Below are 18,609 nucleotides of genomic sequence, written 5' to 3'. Positions count from 1 at the left end.
TGTTAATCTTCTGGAAGAATATCCATTTTTTCTGCGAAATGATAACAATAATCTCTTAAGTCCTCAGAAATGTTCTTTTCTCCAGTCGCTCGTTCAAAGGTATCTGCCATTGTGACCAAGGTTTGATGAAAGAATTGTTTCATTTCTTCAATGGATAATTCTTTTGTCCAAAGATCAATTTTCATGGTATTTTTTTCTTTTGGATCCCAAACTGACAAAAACATTGAGCTTGCTTCAGCATTTTCAATATTACCGTCTTGTGCACTCCACTTCATTCGCACAGGTACATTGTTCTCATTTGTTCCAACTTTTATTGATATCTCTGAGGTCTTGGTTATTTTATCTTCTTTTTCCATCTTAATTTAATTACTTGATTTCGTATGTTTGAAGTATGGTATTATACCTTACTTTTAGCAATTCTGACAAAGATAATGCTTTGTTTTTATCCATGAAACCTTTTACGATACGATAACCAAGAAACTGTCCAATACGATCGGGAGCGTCATCAGCTAAACCAACTGTTTTAGGACCTTCATTTAAAAAGTTAGTTCGCATTCTTAAATCATTCTTGAAGAGCACCTCTTGTTTTATTAAATAATTCCAGACAATGGCTTCATTTTGATTGGCCCATTCCATTTGTTCTTTTTTATAACGCAAAACATATCGCTCTGATGCTTTCGGAAATGCTGCATTTAAAATGTAAAGAATTTTTCCAGCTTGTATAAGATGTTCTGCAAATTTACCATCCATTTCATTAAATAATTGTACCTGAATCCAATTGAGTAATATGTCTCTCTCTAGATATTGAATATCCATGCGATCTCGTTGCCATTGATAAAGTTGGCTGTTAGGAATGGATTGAATAACTTCACTCTTTGGAGAAATATAGTTTTCTAAACCTACAGCAATTTCTGTTTGCGAACATGAAACCTGACTAAATAACTTATTGAGGTAAATAATTCTTTCAGGAATAATTGAATCTCCAAAATGATATGCTAAATAATTAAAAGCAGATATAATCTTATCTTTACGATCTTCTAAGTCTGGATAGAGTTTAGACTTCTCTTTTTCTAGATCAGATATATATGCCGTATTATAAAAGTTGAAAACTGCTTGATAAACTGAATCATTAAGATTTTGACGAATATTTTGACTCAGTTCATATTCAAATAAACTACCAAGTTCCTGCTTTAACTTATCTAGATTTTTCTTGGTTTTTATTATATCAGTTGAGTTTAATAATTGGTCTGCATTTATAAAATTTATCTTTACATTATCTGTTTTTTTAATGTCAACATCCAAACGATTGCTTTTGCATGATGAAAAAAAGAGGGAGATAATAAGAATTGACCATATTGCTTTCTTAAAGTTCATGAATTATGATTATTTTTGTGAGATATAAGTAGATAGACTACTCATTAAAAAGATGTATCTAACACATATTGAAATTATGATTACCAAAAATATGAAAAAAATATTGACTTTAGCCTTAGCATCAACAATGTTCTTCAGTGCAAATGCACAAGATGCAGCAGATAAAAAAGTTATGGCTGGTTTAACTTTTGGAGGTGCTTTAAACTTTAATAAACCACAAACAAATACCATTGATGCCAATGTAGGAGGTGATTTTGTTGCAGGAATGGCACTTGATTGGAATTTCTCAAATAATATTGGTCTTGCAACAGGTTTAGAGTTTGATTTTAACCGTTTCAGAACAACTTACAACAAAGATATTTTCTTTGACTACAGAGATAAGAATGTGATTCAAGCAAAAGATGAACCGAATAACGCGGAAACAAGCTTTATGCTGAACGAGAGAAAGCACAAAAGCATATATTTAACTATCCCTGTAATGCTTAAATTTCAAACTAATTTTATGGGATATATGCGTTATTATGGAAAGTTTGGTGTTAGAAATAGTTTTTTATTGACAACAAGAACCAATAACGAAGGTCAAGGATTTAATGAATTAGGTGCAATCGATAAAGAGATTACACAATTAGATGATATGATCTCACCGGGTGTGATGTCTTTTTATAAAGGATCTATTGGTTTATCAGGCGGAGCCGAGTATAATATTACAGGAAGTACAGTTTTAGTGGCAGAACTTGGTTTTTATTATGGCTTTTCGGAAGTTTTTCAACAAGAAGGTGCTTTATTCGGGGACGATGATAAATCTTTGTCTTTATTTCAAAGAGAAGAAGATGGTACGCGTGGAGCATATTACTCACCAAGCCTAAAACAAAGTCAACTATTGCTCAAAGTAGCAGTTTTATTTTAAGAAATGACTCAATTTAATAGTGAAAAAATAGCCAGTTACATCGTTAACTGGCTTGTTGATTATTTGGAAGAAGCACCATTGGATGGCTTTATCGTTGGTGTTTCTGGAGGCGTTGATTCGGCTGTAGTCGCTACGCTATGTGCACAAACTAGAAAAAAGGTTCTTCTATTGAATATGCCTATCCTTCAGTCTTCAGCAGAGTATGAAAGAGCTAAAGAGCAAATTCATCATTTAGAAGTATCTTATGAAAACGTCTCTTCTTTGGAAATTGATTTAACGTCGACATTTATAACTTTTAAAAACGCATTACCTGAATCTGTTGGATCTAACGATCTTTCTATGGCAAATGCTAGAGCCCGTATTAGAATGACCACTTTATATGCTATTGGTCAAGAGCATTACTGTCTCGTTGTTGGAACAGGTAATAAAGTTGAGGATTTTGGAATAGGTTTTTTTACCAAATATGGAGATGGGGGAGTGGATATAAATCCAATTGCAGACTTGTTAAAATCTGAAGTGTACAAGTTAGCTCGTCATTTGAACGTATGTAAATCAATCATTGAAGCTAAACCAACAGACGGACTATGGGGTGACAATCGTAATGATGAAGATCAGATTGGTGCCTCTTATGACGAACTTGAATTCGCTATGAATTATAAAGGAGCTTATGATGATTTATCTGGTCGTCAAAAAGAGATTTATGATATTTATAAACGTTACAATACCATGAATCAACATAAAATGAAACCAATACCTTATTGTGATTTGAGTGAGGTTAAATCTTAGGTTTATGCCTCGGGTGCTAACCTGAGTGTAATGTCGTTTATTGCCTCAGTGATTTCAATTTGACAGCCTAAACGGCTATTGTCCTCAACAAAAAAAGCCTGATCTAGCATATCTAACTCTGCATCACTTTGTTCTTCCAATTCATGATCAGATTCTAAATAACATTGACAAGAAGCACACATAGCCATTCCACCACATGTTCCTTCTACAGGTAAGTCATAGGATTTACACAGCTCCATAATATTCATGTTCATATCTGTTGGAGCCTCTAATTTATGTGTTTCTCCTTCTCTATCAATTATGTTTACAATGATGCTGTTTTCTTCCATCGTTCAATATTTTTTACAAAAATAACCATATATACTGATATGCTGCAAATCATTAAATCAAAAAAGCCGTATAAAGTAAATTATACGGCTTTTCAATTTGTTTATCAATGTTTAGTAACTCCAAACATCGTGTTCTAAGGTTCTTATTTCCTCAGTTATCCTTTGTGATTCCATCAAGGCATCAACACCTACACGGTATTTCTCAACACTTCTGTCATAGACGTTTTCTTCCTTGTAAATGAATGAACTGAATCGTCTTTTCATAAAGTAATCATCAAAACTCATCCATCTAGCACCATTGTCTTCATTATAAACAAAGTAATTGTTAAATACGTAACGACAATCAGTAGGGAAGTATAACCAAAACATTGTCCATGTTCCAGAAATTGTTCCGTTTTGATCCTTCAAGTACCTTACCGGTGCAATTCCAAGGATTCTAACATCAAGAACTGATCTTTCTTTATCAAAAAACCAATCTTCTTTCAAACGGTATTGAATAATGTCTTTAGAGGTATACCAGATTGTATCACGAGGAGGATAAACTAATTCTCCATTAATATCAACTGAGTCTTCTCCGTATATGTTTAGATATGGATCTAATGCAACTTCACCTAACTCTGCTAAATAATATAACAATTCATCTCTATAGATAGAGTCTGTTGCATAATTTTTACCAGGTTCAGGTAATAATGGATATTTAAATTTATCACCATCCTTTATTGAAGGTCTTACAGGGTTGTAGTCTGAATATACTGTTAGATCACCAGATAAAATATGTTGGCGTATGATTGTCCACAAACTCCAACGGTTATCATTTCTAACCCATTCTACCTCTCCTGTTTCCGGATCTGGATTTGTAAACTCATCCAATGGAAAGTACAAAGGACGATTTATTTTTTCACGAAGGTCTATTGCTCGCCAAACACGTTTACTCCATATAACATCAGCTTCACGCACATGTTCGTAGGGAATAAGCCGTTTTGTTGGAATGTTTGATTTTAGATAAACTCCATCAATAACACCCGTTTCCGTTCGGCTATTAATTGGTCCTCCATTGATTTCTTGAGCAAAAAGACTCAAGCTAAAAATCAACATTGTACATAGCATTAAATTCTTCATGACTTTGTTTTTAATTCATTTATTTTACAGTAAATACAGCATTTTGACGCTTAATTCTACCGCTTGGTTCACGATAATTAGTAACAATTGTTACCATGCCACCTTTTTGAGCATTCGCAATGATTCTCAATGCTGCTCCACTTAACTTCGAACCTGTACCTTTCACTGGTCTTGGTGCTCCTGAAACAGATATTTCCCAAGAAACAACACCAAACTTTGCTTTCAATGGTATAGAAGGCGGATAACCTGCGAATAATTGTCTAGAGGCACGTAATTGACCTGAAGTAGCAGATTCTCCATCCTTAATTCTACCTAAAGATACAGAAGGTTTTGGTAAGTTTTGAACTCTGAATTCAAAGCTACCCAAGTTACTACTTGAACCATCTTCAGCTACCCCTGATATATTAATTTTAGCTGTTCTTCCTGACCCAGGTTTAGCAATGTATCCATCACCGCTCCTAGTTACTGAAACGTTTCCTGCACCTGATAGGTTGTAATCTGGAAAACCAGATGCGGCTCCTTCAACCTTATTGTCATAACCACGGTAAAGTACATTCATTTCTGGAAGGGAAACTGTACCAGATGGCTTACCAACAGTGTAATTAAACTCCCAAGGCTTCCAATTCAACTCTCCTTTTTCCTTAACTCCAATTGATCCTGTCATTCTGTAGTTTCCAGGAGATGAGCCGTCTACCTTAATACTTCCAGTTGTGCTTTTCCAATTTCCAGGTATAGAATCATTTACTCCATACTTAATCGGAGGCACATCTGTTGAATCATAAGCCGCAATCATCACGCGTACGTTCAAAGAATCACCTGCGTTAATATAACCTGTTCTCGCAAAAGCTAATGGTTCAATTTTATTAAAGTTAAATGTCGGTGCATCAACTTTTGATAACATAAAATCAGCGGCTGTACTTTCACTATTCAAAACATCAAGCTTTAGTGCTGTAAACATAGCTGCTGCTGCAACAATTGGTGCTCTGTCAAACATAGCTGTAGGCCATGGAACCATTCTGTTTTTTCCAGCATCTTTTACTTCTATTTCAGCAGGAATAGTCATTGACTTGTAATACTGTGCAATTCGTGAAGTATCTTCAGGATTTGCAGTTTTCAATGCCTCTTTTAATCCAGATATATCATCAGGTGCAGTGAACGTATATTCTTTTGCTCCGACTTTATAGTTACCCATTTGTTCAGCAACATAATTCCTGTATGCATGTATACTGTCAAGAATCGCTAAACCTCTTGCTTTTGGTTTCATTGGATTTGGACCAATAAACATTTCAGTCGGTTTATCGTAATTATCCATCGCCTGAATCTTCAAAAGCGATTCTAATTCAACAATTCTTCCTTGTTCATCTTTGTCTGCAACCCAGTCTTTACCTTCAACATATTTAATCATGTCGTTAGATTCAGATAATATAAAGTGAATAATTTGTTTTGTTCTGTTGTTTAAGTTATCTGCTTTTCCTTGCCATAAATTAATGACTTTTAAATCACCTTTCTCTGCAAGAATAGCAGCTCTTTTCGCTTCAAATGTACCATAAGTAGACTTTGTGGCGTTATCTATAACTTCACCACTGGCATCTAGCTTATCATTAATTGTAACAAATGCTGCAATTATCTCCTTTGACACGTTCAGTGCCAAAAGAGCAGTAAGAACGAGATACATCATCCCGATCATCTTTTGTCTTGGGGTTTCTTTTCCTCCTGCCATCTTTTATTAATATTTTAGAATTTACTAATTAATGTTGAACCTTTCTTTGTTGGTTCGATATGATAATTAACCGTTATCTCTAACTGTCATTGCTTTAAGCATGTTACCATATACATTATTTAAGTCTGTTAAATTCTTAGACAACATAGACATATTTTCTTTGTATAGTTTTGTATCTTCAACAGATTCAGATAAGTTTTGCATCATATCTGTAACTTGTCCTTGGAACTTTTCAGTTGCCTCTAAGTGTGCCGATGAACCTTTTAATTGGAGCTCATAAACATTATTCAAAGCTGATAAGTTCTTCGATACTTTTTGCATTTGCTCTCCGAAAGATTGACCTTCCTCTGTTGAAGACGTCATTCCTGAAATTGCAACCGATGCTCTTTCATACGACTCTGAAAGCTGTGAAACTTTATCTGAAGCGGCTTGTAAACTTTCAACATACGAATCTGTTGCAGCAGCTGCTGATGTTACACCTTTTAATTGTGCGGCATTATCTCCTAAAGCTTTCATTCCTTCACCTAAGCGATTTAAAAGCTCACTATCTATATTCGCTTCTTCGAGCATTTTGTCGAGTTCACCAGTGATACCTGTACCACCATTTCCTCCACGTCTAGACCCTGATTGTAGCTCTTCTGGATTGAAGTCTTCATCATTTCCTAAAGCTAATTCGGGATATACTAATTCCCAATTCGGATCCTCATGTATTGGTTCAAATGCCGAGAATACGAAAATAAGTGCTTCAGTTCCTAGACCTACAACTAACATCGGACCTGCCCCTGGCCAGTGCATAATTTTGAATAATGCTCCTAGAATTACTACGGCCGCTCCGATACCGTATAATTTAGCCATAAAATTTTTCCATCCTTTACTTCCTGGTTTCATAGTTTTAATTTTTAAGGTTTAACGATTTATTTATTTGTTTTTATTTACTTGTTTGTTCTTATCTTAATTGAAGGTCTTGATCTAATTCTTCACCTCCTTCACTTGAGAAATCTCTTCCTCCACGACCTAAATGAGTTGCAACAGATCTAAATCCAATGTATGATTTAGCTGTATCTCTATACTCATAAGTTCTTGTACTATTCTGTAAGTAATATCCAATATCTTTCCATGAACCTCCTCTTATTACTTTACGCTTCATTGATGGTGGATCCCAATCCATTGCGTTGTAACGGTATTCTGGATTCAAGTCATGAGACATTTCATACATAGACTCGTCATATGCAGTTTCACACCATTCAGATACGTTTCCAGCCATACAATATAATCCCCAACCATTTGGATTGTAAGAAAATGCCTTAACAGTATGGAAACCTCCATCTTCAAAATATCTTCCTCTCATCGGTTTAAAGTTTCCTAAGAAACATCCTGAAGAGTTTCTGATATAAGGACCACCCCAAGGATATTGTGACAAATCTAAATCACCACGAGATGCTCTTTCCCATTCTGCTTCTGTTGGTAAACGGAAATCATTAACATAGATTTCTCCCATGGATTGTAACCAACTATTTAAAAGCTGGGTTCTCCATACATTAAATGCTTTTGCTTGAACCCACGTTACTCCTACGACAGGATAGTTGTCGTACGCAGGATGCCAAAAATACATATTAGTCATTGGGTCATTGAAAGAATATGTAAAATCACGTACCCAACATAAAGTATCAGGATAAACATTAATTGTTTCCTCAATCACAAAACGTTGTCTGTTTTCGTGTCCTCTAATGGCATTGTTTTGTCCAAGTTTATTAACACGACCCATATCTTTGTCTTGTCCTTGTTCTTCCTTCGTAAAAGGATGCTTTGGTGTACGCAATGTACGGTGATCATTGTCAAGTTTAGACCCCGTATTATCATATCCGTCCTGCTTGATATGAATTTTACCTCTACGTGCAGCTTCAACAATATCAATCCAGTAATATTTGAAGTTTAACTTTCTTGTATCAAACTCTTTTCTTTTGTAGAAACGTTGCGATGATGGATAATACATATCAGTTAATAACGGAACTAACTCTGGATCATCATACGAGAATGAACGATCCCAGTTCAATGGAAACTTCTCAATGTTTTCGAAACGGTCACTTGATTCGTATTCAACCCACTCAACGATACCTTCATCGTAATATTCTTCACGATAGTTTAAGAATCTATCAGCAGTCTCGTCTTCTTCAACTGTGGTATAAATTGTTGTACGCGCTATCGAATCTCTTACCCAATTAACGAATTGACGGTATTCATTGTTAGTGATTTCTGTTTGATCCATATAAAATGCTTGAACAGATACCGTCTTAGCAACTGATTGATGCATAAAAGGAACATCTTGGTCATTTTGCCCCATGATATAAGAACCTGATGGAATATAGACCATTCCTAATGGAATTTCAGGGTAGTAAACTTGTCTACCTAAAACACCTGTTAAATGCCCTGATCTTGTACTACAAGACCCGAGTATTAACCCGATTAAACCAATAATTAATAATTTTTTCATATACCTCGTTTTTGCTTTCCGAATCTCCAATAACTTTCTACAGGATCAACATACTTGGGATTAATATAACGGTAAAGCTTTGTAAATGGTTACAGTTTCTAATTAAAGTTTTATAAATATCTTGGATTTCTTGCCTTTGTAATTGGAATTGGAGGCAATGGATGACAATATTTCACAAGGAGTTCGTGAGAACCTGCTGAAATATTTGAAATTCGATTAACAGTGATGTCATAAGAATAACCAAATGTAAATGAATTCCAGTTTAAACCTGCCATAATTCCAATAGCATCTGTTGTTCTAAAAGTTACTCCTCCATAAAACATATCATCCCAGATTGCTCTTACGTTAATGTCGGAACTCAATACTTTGAAATCCGATCTAACAAGGACATTCGCTTCGAGTGAAAGCGGAGAAACATCAAATGCTTCATCCATGCGATAACCACCCATTGCATAATAATGTCTAGCGGTGTTAAAGTTTAAATCACTTAAACCCATTGCAGGTAAATGTGTTGAAGAAAGTCCTGCATACCAACCTCCGTTTGACATATAGTAAACTCCGAAATTAGCATCAAAAGTGGCTTGTGATTTTGACTCAGGAAGTGAGTTGTCATTTGGGTTTCCGTCAGGAGTGATCCATGTAGGATTCATTCCATAACTTACCATTCCTAATGCAGCTCCTATTCCAAGAACACCATCCGCTAAATTCAAATGATAAGCGTAGTTCAAAGTGAGGTTGTTTTGTCTTGAGTATCCAATAGCATCATGATAGAATGAAATACCTGCAGCACTTGGAAAGTACTGAGATAGATTTGCTTCTGCATTAACTAAAACTGAGTTGGGGGCACCATTAAATTTATCCCATTGATTTCGGTAAATCATTGTTCCACAAACCTGATGGTTCATTCCGACACCTGTTGCTCCAGGATTAATACTCATCTTATCAAAAATAAAATGTGTAAGAACTTTGTCCTGTTGTCCGTAAGTATATAGAACGCTTACGGATATTAAGATAGAAATAAGTAAAAGTTTTTTCATAGTTATACTGCTTCTTTTCAATAGTTTAAGCCTTTGACGATGGTTTTATTACCTTCATCAGTCGACTAAAGTAGTTAAAAAAATGTAAAAAGAAAATAAAAAAAATAAAATTCTCGATTTTCTGTAATAAAATAATGCTTTTCGGTGCTTTATTGGTTTTCGAAATCTTTCGTAATATTTGTTTATACAAACTTTTGATATGTCTTCCACCAAACATCTGGAATCTCTCCTTTCATTGCTTCTTGGTAAGTGTTATAATCGCAGGGAACCATTTGATGTCTTAAGAATTTAGATTTTGAAGTTCCAGGATAAGGAACTTCAATCCACCATCGGCTAGACTTGTCGCTTTTGTAGAACAAAATTTCTTCATTGAGTTCTTCCAAAAACACCCGGTACTTGGTGTAACTTTTTTTGCTTCCAATCGGAAAGTCTCCCTTTCTATTGGCATATCCTTCGTTGAAATACCAAATGAGTTGCGCGAGGAGTTCATCTGTTACTTGATGATTTTCACTGAAATAATTAAAAACACCAACGCTTGTTAATTTGTCGCTTATTCCTGCGTATCTCATTATTTGACAAGCTTCGTGGGCAAAAACACCATTGGGCGATGAGTAATTCTCATTCTGTAAATCACTTGCTCTGATGCTGTTTAAATCAAAACTAAGCAAATCTGTGTTTCTTAGTTGAGGCTCAGCTAAAGTTATGTTACTGCTGATGTCACCTAACCTCGTAACATCGAAATATAACTCTTCAAAAAGCTTTAATGAATTTTTACTGGTGTAATGACCTTGTAAGCCAATGTTTGCAAAATTGAAGAGGTAACACGGTTTTTGAAGTAGTAAATGACTCAACCAACCATCACTCTTAACTTGTTGATTAGCATCTCCTAAGTCTATCTTGTGATCCACTACAGTTAAGTTTACCAATTGTTCAAGTTTGCCGTAGGTGTTGTAAATAGCGTTGGTAAGATCATGTGTTCCTCCAACGACTATTGGGATAATTTCTTTTTTTATGAGTTCTTCACATACAGTTTCTATAGCATGAAAGGTGTCGTTAATGTGTTTACCAGGTGCTATATTGCCTAAATCGTAAATAGTGTGCTCCCAATTAGAACCACTGAATAAACGATATAGTTTGTTTCTAAATTCATTTTTGTATCGCTTCTCTTTAGCATGAGTATCGTTACGGTATTCAGGTACGTGAAAAATGGCGACCCCTTTTTTATCTAAAGTTGGAAATTCTTCCTCTTGATATATATTAATATAAGTATGTAAAGAATCTTCTATTTTTTCTTCTGTATTTCCGACAGGTTGAAAATATAAGGATATGTCTTTCATTTTTCGTTTTCTGAATGGATGTTTACGAACTTATTTCTTTTTTTCTGTTGTTTTTTTCTTCGTCGTACTTTTTTTCTTCGTCGTACTTTTCTTTTTTGTTGTACTCTTTTTCTTTGCAGTACTTTTTTTGCGTCCTGTTTTCTTAGGCTGATTTTCCGATATTTCAACACACTGCTCGTAGGTTAGCTTCGGAATATCTTCTTCCTCAAGATCTTTAGGGAGTTTATAGTTTTTCTTACCAATTTTCAAGTACGGTCCCCATCGACCATTAAGTAACTGCATGTTGTCATCCTCGGGGAATGTTTTGATTAACTTTTTTGCATCTTCAATGCGCTTCTCTTTTATTAATTCAATTGCGCGATCAAGCTCGATATCCATAGGATCGTCTTCTTTTATCGATACAAATTTACCGTCATGTTGCACATAAGGTCCAAAACGTCCGATGTTTGCTTTTACTACTTTATCTTCAAACTCGCCTAATTCTCTAGGAAGTTTAAACAAATCCATAACTTCATCAAATGTTATTGTTTCGATTGATTGTTGTGGGCGTAAGCTTGCAAATCTTGCTTTTTTCTCACCTTCAGTATCTCCTATTTGTGCCATTGGACCGTAACGTCCAATTCTAACAATTACTTTTTCGCCAGTTTTAGGATGTTCTCCTAAATATCTCTCACCCGATGCGCGTTCAGAATGTTCTAGTGTATGTTCAACTGTTTTATGAAATGGATCATAAAAACGTTTGATCATTTCTGTCCATTCTTTTAATCCGTTGGCAATTTCGTCAAACTCCTGTTCTACTTCAGCGGTAAAATTGTAGTTTAGAATGTCTCCAAAGTGTTCTACAAGGAAGTCAGTTACCACCATTCCAATATCTGAAGGAGAAAGTTTATTACGATCGCGTCCAGTTATTTCTGTTGCTTCTTCTTTCTTTGTTCCTTTTTCATCAAGTGTATATATAAGGTAGGTTCGTTCAGTACCTTCTCGTTCTAGTTTTTCTACATACCCACGTTTTTGTATGGTAGAAATTGTAGGTGCATAAGTGGACGGTCTACCAATTCCTAGTTCTTCTAATTTTTTTACCAATGAAGCTTCTACGTATCTTGGAGCTGCTTTTGTAAAGCGTTCTCGTGCAACGATTGCTAATTTATCGAGTTCTGTTCCTTCCTTAAGATCAGGTAATAATCCTTCTAATGCTTTATCTTCATCATCTTCATCTTCAAGTTGTGATTCCAAGTAAACTTTTAAGAATCCTTCAAATTTGATTACTTCTCCTTTTGCAATGAAGATGTCTTCTACGTTATCAGCACCTATTTTTATCGTTGTTCTTTCTAATTTCGCAGGACTCATTTGAGAAGCAATTGATCTTTTCCAAATCAAATCGTAAAGGCGATTTTCATCATTGCCTTTATTAACGGATGAAACACTGAAGTCTGTTGGACGAATCGCCTCGTGTGCCTCTTGCGCTCCGGCACTTTTACTTTTATATTTTTTTGGATTACTAAACTCGGCCCCATAATTAGAAACGATTGTCTTTTTTGCGCCTTCCATGGCTGTTTCGGAAAGGTTTACGCTGTCTGTTCTCATATAAGTTATAAGCCCAGATTCATATAAACTTTGTGCAACACGCATGGTTCTTGAAACACTAAAGCCAAGCTTTAAACTTGCTTCTTGTTGTAAGGTAGATGTGATAAATGGTGCGCTTGGATTTTTCTTTCCCGGCTTTTTGGTAACCTCATTAACCTTAAAATTGGCAGTGCTACAATCGTTTAGAAATGCCTCTACTTTTTCACTAGACTTTAAGTTGTGAGCCAAAGTAGCAGCTATCTTGTCTTTACCGCTAACGAAATCTCCAGTAACCCTAAAGTAATTATCGGGTTTGAAATTCATTATCTCCCGTTCTCTTTCTACGATCAATCTTACAGCAACAGATTGAACTCTTCCTGCGGACAGACTAGGTTTTACTTTTTTCCATAATACTGGAGAAAGTTCAAATCCTACCAATCGATCTAGAACTCGTCTTGCCTGCTGAGCATTTACCAATTCTTGATTTATTTCTCTTGGTTGTTCAATTGCTTTTTGAACTGCCGATTTCGTGATTTCATTGAAAGTAATTCTTTTGGTATCTTTATTTTTTAATTTCAAGGTTTCATAAAGATGCCAAGATATTGCTTCTCCTTCACGGTCCTCATCCGTTGCTAGCCAAACAGTTTCTGATTTCTTAACTTCCTTTTTTAAATCTGTAATTACAGATTTTTTATCTGTACTTATTTCATAATTAGGTTTGAAATTATTCTCGATGTCGATTGCTACGCCCTTTTTAGCTAAATCTCTTACGTGTCCATAACTTGATAAAACAAGGAAATCTTTACCTAAATATCCTTCTATTGTTTTTGCTTTTGCAGGGGACTCAACAATTACTAAATTCTTTGCCATAATGATAAACCGTATTTACTTTTAATGAAATTGAATGCAAAATAACTTTAAATTAATACCAATAACAAACTTTCCTTTGATTTTACTTTTCAGAATTTTTATTAAGGATTCAAAAATACACTACAAATTATTACAATTTTAAAATCAAAAAGTTTTATGGAAACTTTTATTTAAAAATATCGACTGACATTTTGACACCTGAAGAAGAAAGTATATCTTTGCAGTTCATAAAATTGAAAATTAGCAATGGGAATTGTATTAGATAAGGATATGGATGAAGAGCGTCAAGGTGAGGCTCTATCCATGAATGATAAGGAAGAGGGTAAGAAATTGTTTTTAGAAAGTTACGGATGCGCTATGAATTTCTCCGATAGTGAGGTTGTAGCCTCTATACTTATAGATCAAGGATACGTGACTACCCAAGATTCAAATGAGGCAGATGTTGTTTTGATAAATACGTGTAGTATTCGAGAAAATGCAGAGCAAAGAATAAGAAATCGACTTACACAATTTAATAAAGCGAAAAAACAAAAGCCAGGAATGGTAATAGGTATATTGGGGTGTATGGCCGAACGGTTAAAAACAAATCTCTTAGAGGAGGAAAAGTTAGTTGACTTAGTCGCAGGACCTGATTCTTACCGAGATTTACCTGGTTTAATTGAAGCGGTTGATGGCGGACAAAAAGCTGTGAACGTTTTATTGTCACGTGATGAAACTTATGCAGATATTAGCCCTGTACGTTTAGATAAAAACGGAGTAACCGGGTTTGTGAGTATAACAAGAGGTTGTGATAATATGTGTTCTTTTTGTGTGGTTCCTTTCACCAGAGGTAGAGAGAGAAGTAGAGACCCACACACCATTGTGCAAGAATGTGCAGCTTTGTATAATGCAGGATATCGAGAAGTGACTTTGTTGGGGCAAAATGTTGACTCATACAGATGGAATATGACCAGTAAAGGAGAAATAAAAGATGAAACTAAACCAACCACGAATTTTGCACAATTATTAGAAATGGTTGCAGGAGTACATCCAAAGTTACGTGTTCGTTTTTCTACTTCCCATCCTAAAGATATGACAGATGATGTCTTGCATGCTATTGCAAAACACAAGAATGTATGTAATTATATTCATTTACCAGTACAATCCGGAAATAGTGATGTACTCAAAAGAATGAACAGAGGTTATACACGTGAATGGTATATGAATAGAATTGATGCAATTAAGCGAATTATACCAGATTGTGGGATATCTACAGATATCATTACTGGGTTTTGTGATGAGACTGAAGAGCAACATCAAGATACACTTTCCATTATGAAGGAGGTTAGATATGATTCAGCTTACATGTACAAATACTCTGAGCGACCAAAAACTTTGGCAGAGCGTAAATACGAGGATAATGTTCCTGAAGATGTTAAACAACGTCGTCTTGAAGAAGTAATAGAATTACAGCATAAACACAGTTTAGCAATAAACAATAAGCAGATAGGCGAAATTCAAGAAGTGTTAATAGAAAAGGAATCTCGTCGTTCTTCAGAACAGTTAATGGGGCGAACAGATAAAAATCACAAGGTGATATTTGATAAAAAGGATGCAAAAATTGGCGATTATGTAATGGTAAAAATTACGGCAGCCAACAAAGCTTCTTTAAAAGGTGAAATTGTTGAAGTTTAAATTGTGTAGTTTATGAACATTCAGCAAATTAAACAGAGATTTGGAATTATAGGTAATTCCTCGGGTTTAAATCGTGCCTTAGAAGTTGCGGTTCAGGTTGCACCAACAGATATTTCTGTTTTAGTGACAGGTGAAAGTGGAACCGGAAAAGAGATTATTCCTCAAGTTATTCATCAATTAAGCAGTCGTAAACATGGAAGCTATATCGCTGTGAACTGTGGTGCTATACCGGAAGGAACGATTGATTCAGAGCTTTTTGGACATGAGAAAGGTGCGTTTACTGGTGCGAGTGGCAGTAGGAAAGGATATTTTGAAGTAGCTGATGGTGGAACTATATTTTTGGATGAAGTAGCAGAACTACCGCAACAAACTCAGGTGAGATTGTTAAGGGTTTTGGAAACTGGAGAATTTATTCGCGTAGGTTCTTCAAAGGTTATTAAAACAAATGTTCGTGTGGTTGCTGCTACCAATGAAAACATGGCTAAAGCCATCCAGAAAAATAAATTCAGAGAAGATTTATTATACCGTTTGAGTACGGTGCCAATTAAATTACCGCCGCTTCGAGAAAGAAAGGAGGATATTCATCTTTTATTTAGAAAGTTTGCTGCTGATTTTGCCGAAAAATACCGCATGCCAGCAATAAAGTTAGATAGTGAAGGGGTAATTGGTTTAGAGAAATATCCTTGGCCAGGAAATATTAGACAATTAAAAAATGTAGTTGAGCAAATTTCGGTAATTGAAAATGAACGTGCAATTTCTGCAGAGAAATTGAAATCATATTTACCAGAAGATGTAATTCCAGAACTGCCGTCAGTAATTAATGAAAAGTCTAGCGAATCTGATGCTTTTTCTGATCGAGAATTAATTTATAAGTTTCTTTTTGACATGAAGCGTGATATGAATGAGCTTAAAAAGCTTGTAATTGAATTGCTGAATGGGAATAAGGATGTTGATTTAACCGGTTCTCAACGTGATGTGCTTAATCGTGTGTATTCTGATATTTCTAATGAAGACAGCAAACGATTATTGGAAGCTGGAGTTAGAGATGAAGTTCACAAGACAAATTACCCAGAACAAGAGGAAATGACGATTGTGGATAGCGATTTTGAAGATCATGTTGAGGTAGAGGAGTCATTGTCTTTAGAAGAAAGAGAAATGGAGTTTGTCAAAAAAGCTTTGGAAAAACATCACGGTAAACGAAAAGATGCTGCAAAAGAACTTGGAATATCTGAACGAACATTATATCGAAAGATTAAGGAGTATAATTTAAAATAAATTACTGAATGCGATTTTTACTGTTTAGCGTGGTTATATTGCTGCTAACTTCTTGTTGGCCAACAAGTGTTTCATTTAGGGATGGTAGTGTTCCTCCAGAATGGAAACGTTTTATGGTAAATGTACTTGAAAGTAAAGCGGCAAACGCACCTATAAGCTATGGATCTAATTTAACCGAAGAAATACGGGATGGAATTCAAAATAGAGTAGGGTTAACACTTGTGTCAAATGAGCAGGATGATCCGCAAATTGTGATTACTGGAGCCGTAAATAGTTATGAAGTTACACCACTTTCTTTGCAGGATAACACTACAGATGTAAAAAATAGATTGACTATCCGTGCAAGTTTCGAAATTTTTATTTCTGCACCTGAAGAGGAAATCATGGAAGTTAGTAGTGCTCGATTTGCAGATTTTGATGCGACACAAGATGTGGGAAGTATTCAAACACAATTATTGGCAGAAATTAACGAACAAATTGTGCAAGATGTTTTAAATAAACTACTTTCGAATTGGTAATGTTGAATTTTAATGAAATATCTACACGAATAAGCCAACCAGAGTTGATCAGGTTGGAGGATCTAGACAGTTTAAAAACTTTAGCTGAACGCTATCCTTATTCTGCCATTTTTTCACAACTTTATTTGAAAGGATTGGCTATGCACAATACAATTCAGTTTGAATCAGAGCTGAAAAATCATGCCTATCGTATTCCTGATCGGGCAAGACTCTTTCAAATGGTGCACTTTGTAGAAGTTGAAAAAACTAAAGAGTCTACTGAAATATTAGAGGATTCCAATGAAGACCCAAGACCTGAAGTTGAAGATGCGTCAATAACAGCTCTTCAAGAGGATACCAGATTAGAGGGGAAACAAATAGCGGAGGAACAAGATGGTAATACTGTGCTTGAATCTGCTGATAAAACGTCGGACAATGAATCTACTTCTTTGTCTTCAGAAATAGCGGAAGAAGTTGAGACGAGTGAAGCTGATGAACGAGAAGCCGAAGAGGTAGATAATGTAGTTGAGAAAGATGAAGAAGAGTTACCTATTAAAGAAGCTGAAGAAATAAGTGAAGATTCTTCTAAATCTAAAAAGCAAAATATTACAGATGGTCAATCAGATCAAGAGAAGAGAAGCTTAGGAAGTTTAGAAAGAGATATTCTTGCCCATGCAGTGAGTTCTTCCATTTACCTTGAGGTAGATGAAGAAGAGCAAGAGACATATAGGTTTGCTAAAATGGAAAAATTAGCAGACGATACAAATGAGGATGATGAAAGTGAAGAGATAGATATTTCTTTTGATATGCCATTGCTTGATGAAGATGGTGAAAGCTTTGTCTCGGATGAACCAAAAGAGCATCCAGCCGACCAATCCCAAGAAGGTGAATTGAGATCGTTTACAGCTTGGATGAATACTTCAAATTCAAATGAAAAACCGAAAAAACAATTAGAAAAGGAAGAGAAAATTGATTTGAAAAGAAAAGTTTTGAAAAAAAATCAAGAAATTTCTGAGCCAAAAAGTCAAAGAAAAGCCTTCTTTTCTCCATTGCAAAAAGCGCGTGAAAGCCTTGATGAGACAAGGGTTCCTGTGAGTGAGACATTGGCGAAAGTATATGTTGCACAAGGAAATTATCCGAAAGCAATTGGAGCTTATGAGCAATTAATGTTGAAAAATCCAGAAAAAAAGAGTTTCTTTGCACTTCAAATTGAAACCTTGAAAAGAAAATTAAATTAAAATATGGGAACTTTATTAACAGTACTGATTATCATCGCAAGTGTTTTACTTGTTTTAGTTGTATTAATGCAAAATCCAAAAGGAGGAGGTTTGTCAACTGACTTTGGTTCTGCACATCAAATGGGAGGTGTTAAACAAACAAATGATTTTATCGAAAAAACAACTTGGAGCTTAGCAGGTGTTATTGCCGTGTTAAGTATCGTAATGACATTGATGTATCATGAACCTGTTATTGTGCCTCAACAAGATGATGCTGCAACAGAGCAACAAGCACCAGCTGATAACAGCGGTGAAGGAGCAGTTCAAGAATAATATTTATACGGTTTTATCTTAAAACCAACCTTTTTTTAAATGTCAGTGTGTCATATACGCTGACATTTTTTTATGCCTTT

The 18,609-nt window shown here is 35.2% G+C and carries 17 protein-coding genes; 7 read left to right on the top strand and 10 right to left on the bottom strand.

What is annotated here, in order from left to right; genetic code table 11:
- Positions 1-2: 2 nt before the first annotated feature.
- Together gldC and gldB are read right to left on the bottom strand one after the other, a co-directional pair.
- Complete coding sequence (gene gldC / locus CW751_RS09310) at positions 3-356, bottom strand: gliding motility protein GldC (protein WP_101334733.1); 354 nt, start codon at positions 354-356, stop codon at positions 3-5.
- Positions 357-366: 10 nt separating this feature from the next.
- Positions 367-1,374, bottom strand: a complete 1,008-nt coding sequence (gldB, locus tag CW751_RS09305; RefSeq protein ID WP_133122185.1) for a gliding motility lipoprotein GldB — start codon at positions 1,372-1,374, stop codon at positions 367-369.
- A 91-nt stretch (positions 1,375-1,465) separates the two neighbouring features.
- On the opposite strand from gldB, the gene CW751_RS09300 reads away from it, so the two are divergent.
- Both CW751_RS09300 and nadE read left to right on the top strand, forming a co-directional pair.
- The gene (locus CW751_RS09300; RefSeq protein WP_165779275.1) at positions 1,466-2,281 is read left to right on the top strand and encodes an outer membrane beta-barrel protein; all 816 of its coding nucleotides are present in this window, start codon (positions 1,466-1,468) and stop codon (positions 2,279-2,281) included.
- Between the two features lie 3 nt (positions 2,282-2,284).
- Entirely contained in the window at positions 2,285-3,067 is a 783-nt protein-coding gene (nadE, locus tag CW751_RS09295) for an NAD(+) synthase (protein WP_101334730.1), read from the top strand.
- A 2-nt stretch (positions 3,068-3,069) separates the two neighbouring features.
- On the opposite strand, the gene CW751_RS09290 is transcribed toward nadE, so the two are convergent.
- From CW751_RS09290 to topA, 8 genes are all read right to left on the bottom strand, one after another.
- Entirely contained in the window at positions 3,070-3,396 is a 327-nt protein-coding gene (locus CW751_RS09290; protein WP_101334729.1) for a 2Fe-2S iron-sulfur cluster-binding protein, read from the bottom strand.
- A gap of 111 nt (positions 3,397-3,507) precedes the next feature.
- Entirely contained in the window at positions 3,508-4,515 is a 1,008-nt protein-coding gene (gene porN / locus CW751_RS09285; RefSeq protein ID WP_101334728.1) for a type IX secretion system ring subunit PorN/GldN, read from the bottom strand.
- A gap of 19 nt (positions 4,516-4,534) precedes the next feature.
- Entirely contained in the window at positions 4,535-6,235 is a 1,701-nt protein-coding gene (gene porM / locus CW751_RS09280) for a type IX secretion system motor protein PorM/GldM (protein WP_101334727.1), read from the bottom strand.
- Positions 6,236-6,301: 66 nt separating this feature from the next.
- A complete protein-coding gene (gene porL / locus CW751_RS09275; protein WP_101334726.1) occupies positions 6,302-7,123 on the bottom strand; it encodes a type IX secretion system motor protein PorL/GldL in 822 nt (273 codons plus the stop codon).
- 58 nt (positions 7,124-7,181) lie between these two features.
- Positions 7,182-8,726: a T9SS ring complex lipoprotein PorK/GldK gene (porK, locus tag CW751_RS09270; RefSeq protein WP_101334725.1), complete on the bottom strand. Its 1,545-nt coding sequence runs from the start codon at positions 8,724-8,726 to the stop codon at positions 7,182-7,184.
- A 110-nt stretch (positions 8,727-8,836) separates the two neighbouring features.
- Positions 8,837-9,763 (bottom strand): PorP/SprF family type IX secretion system membrane protein, encoded by a 927-nt coding sequence (locus CW751_RS09265; RefSeq protein WP_101334724.1) that lies wholly within the window; start codon positions 9,761-9,763, stop codon positions 8,837-8,839.
- Positions 9,764-9,945: 182 nt separating this feature from the next.
- The gene (locus CW751_RS09260; RefSeq protein ID WP_101334723.1) at positions 9,946-11,100 is read right to left on the bottom strand and encodes a formimidoylglutamase; all 1,155 of its coding nucleotides are present in this window, start codon (positions 11,098-11,100) and stop codon (positions 9,946-9,948) included.
- Positions 11,101-11,130: 30 nt separating this feature from the next.
- Positions 11,131-13,533 (bottom strand): type I DNA topoisomerase, encoded by a 2,403-nt coding sequence (gene topA / locus CW751_RS09255; RefSeq protein WP_101334722.1) that lies wholly within the window; start codon positions 13,531-13,533, stop codon positions 11,131-11,133.
- A 246-nt stretch (positions 13,534-13,779) separates the two neighbouring features.
- Here topA and miaB point away from each other — a divergent pair, with 246 nt between their 5' ends.
- Genes miaB through secG form a run of 5 tightly spaced genes read left to right on the top strand, consistent with a single transcriptional unit; the run spans position 13,780 to position 18,529 of the window.
- Positions 13,780-15,207 (top strand): tRNA (N6-isopentenyl adenosine(37)-C2)-methylthiotransferase MiaB, encoded by a 1,428-nt coding sequence (gene miaB, locus CW751_RS09250; protein WP_101334721.1) that lies wholly within the window; start codon positions 13,780-13,782, stop codon positions 15,205-15,207.
- Positions 15,208-15,219: 12 nt separating this feature from the next.
- A complete protein-coding gene (locus CW751_RS09245) occupies positions 15,220-16,482 on the top strand; it encodes a sigma-54 interaction domain-containing protein (protein ID WP_101334720.1) in 1,263 nt (420 codons plus the stop codon).
- 8 nt (positions 16,483-16,490) lie between these two features.
- Complete coding sequence (lptE, locus tag CW751_RS09240; RefSeq protein WP_133122184.1) at positions 16,491-17,000, top strand: LPS assembly lipoprotein LptE; 510 nt, start codon at positions 16,491-16,493, stop codon at positions 16,998-17,000.
- A complete protein-coding gene (locus tag CW751_RS09235; protein WP_101334718.1) occupies positions 17,000-18,217 on the top strand; it encodes a hypothetical protein in 1,218 nt (405 codons plus the stop codon). The genes lptE and CW751_RS09235 overlap by 1 nt, the downstream gene beginning before the upstream one ends.
- A 3-nt stretch (positions 18,218-18,220) precedes the next feature.
- Positions 18,221-18,529: a preprotein translocase subunit SecG gene (gene secG, locus CW751_RS09230; RefSeq protein ID WP_101334717.1), complete on the top strand. Its 309-nt coding sequence runs from the start codon at positions 18,221-18,223 to the stop codon at positions 18,527-18,529.
- The last annotated feature ends 80 nt before the right edge of the window (positions 18,530-18,609 follow it).

It is taken from the genome of Brumimicrobium salinarum, from assembly GCF_002844555.1.
Classification (GTDB): domain Bacteria; phylum Bacteroidota; class Bacteroidia; order Flavobacteriales_D; family Crocinitomicaceae; genus Brumimicrobium; species Brumimicrobium salinarum.
This window is presented reverse-complemented; position numbering and strand designations above follow the sequence as displayed.

Coding starts and splice junctions, on each gene's coding strand:
- CW751_RS09290 (WP_101334729.1), bottom strand. CDS start 3,396: ATGGAAGAAAACAGCATCATTGTAAACATAATTGATAGAGAAGGAGAA.
- porL (WP_101334726.1), bottom strand. CDS start 7,123: ATGAAACCAGGAAGTAAAGGATGGAAAAATTTTATGGCTAAATTATAC.
- porN (WP_101334728.1), bottom strand. CDS start 4,515: ATGAAGAATTTAATGCTATGTACAATGTTGATTTTTAGCTTGAGTCTT.
- CW751_RS09300 (WP_165779275.1), top strand. CDS start 1,466: ATGAAAAAAATATTGACTTTAGCCTTAGCATCAACAATGTTCTTCAGT.
- topA (WP_101334722.1), bottom strand. CDS start 13,533: ATGGCAAAGAATTTAGTAATTGTTGAGTCCCCTGCAAAAGCAAAAACA.
- gldC (WP_101334733.1), bottom strand. CDS start 356: ATGGAAAAAGAAGATAAAATAACCAAGACCTCAGAGATATCAATAAAA.
- nadE (WP_101334730.1), top strand. CDS start 2,285: ATGACTCAATTTAATAGTGAAAAAATAGCCAGTTACATCGTTAACTGG.
- miaB (WP_101334721.1), top strand. CDS start 13,780: ATGGGAATTGTATTAGATAAGGATATGGATGAAGAGCGTCAAGGTGAG.
- lptE (WP_133122184.1), top strand. CDS start 16,491: ATGCGATTTTTACTGTTTAGCGTGGTTATATTGCTGCTAACTTCTTGT.
- CW751_RS09245 (WP_101334720.1), top strand. CDS start 15,220: ATGAACATTCAGCAAATTAAACAGAGATTTGGAATTATAGGTAATTCC.
- secG (WP_101334717.1), top strand. CDS start 18,221: ATGGGAACTTTATTAACAGTACTGATTATCATCGCAAGTGTTTTACTT.
- porM (WP_101334727.1), bottom strand. CDS start 6,235: ATGGCAGGAGGAAAAGAAACCCCAAGACAAAAGATGATCGGGATGATG.
- CW751_RS09265 (WP_101334724.1), bottom strand. CDS start 9,763: ATGAAAAAACTTTTACTTATTTCTATCTTAATATCCGTAAGCGTTCTA.
- porK (WP_101334725.1), bottom strand. CDS start 8,726: ATGAAAAAATTATTAATTATTGGTTTAATCGGGTTAATACTCGGGTCT.
- CW751_RS09235 (WP_101334718.1), top strand. CDS start 17,000: ATGTTGAATTTTAATGAAATATCTACACGAATAAGCCAACCAGAGTTG.
- CW751_RS09260 (WP_101334723.1), bottom strand. CDS start 11,100: ATGAAAGACATATCCTTATATTTTCAACCTGTCGGAAATACAGAAGAA.
- gldB (WP_133122185.1), bottom strand. CDS start 1,374: ATGAACTTTAAGAAAGCAATATGGTCAATTCTTATTATCTCCCTCTTT.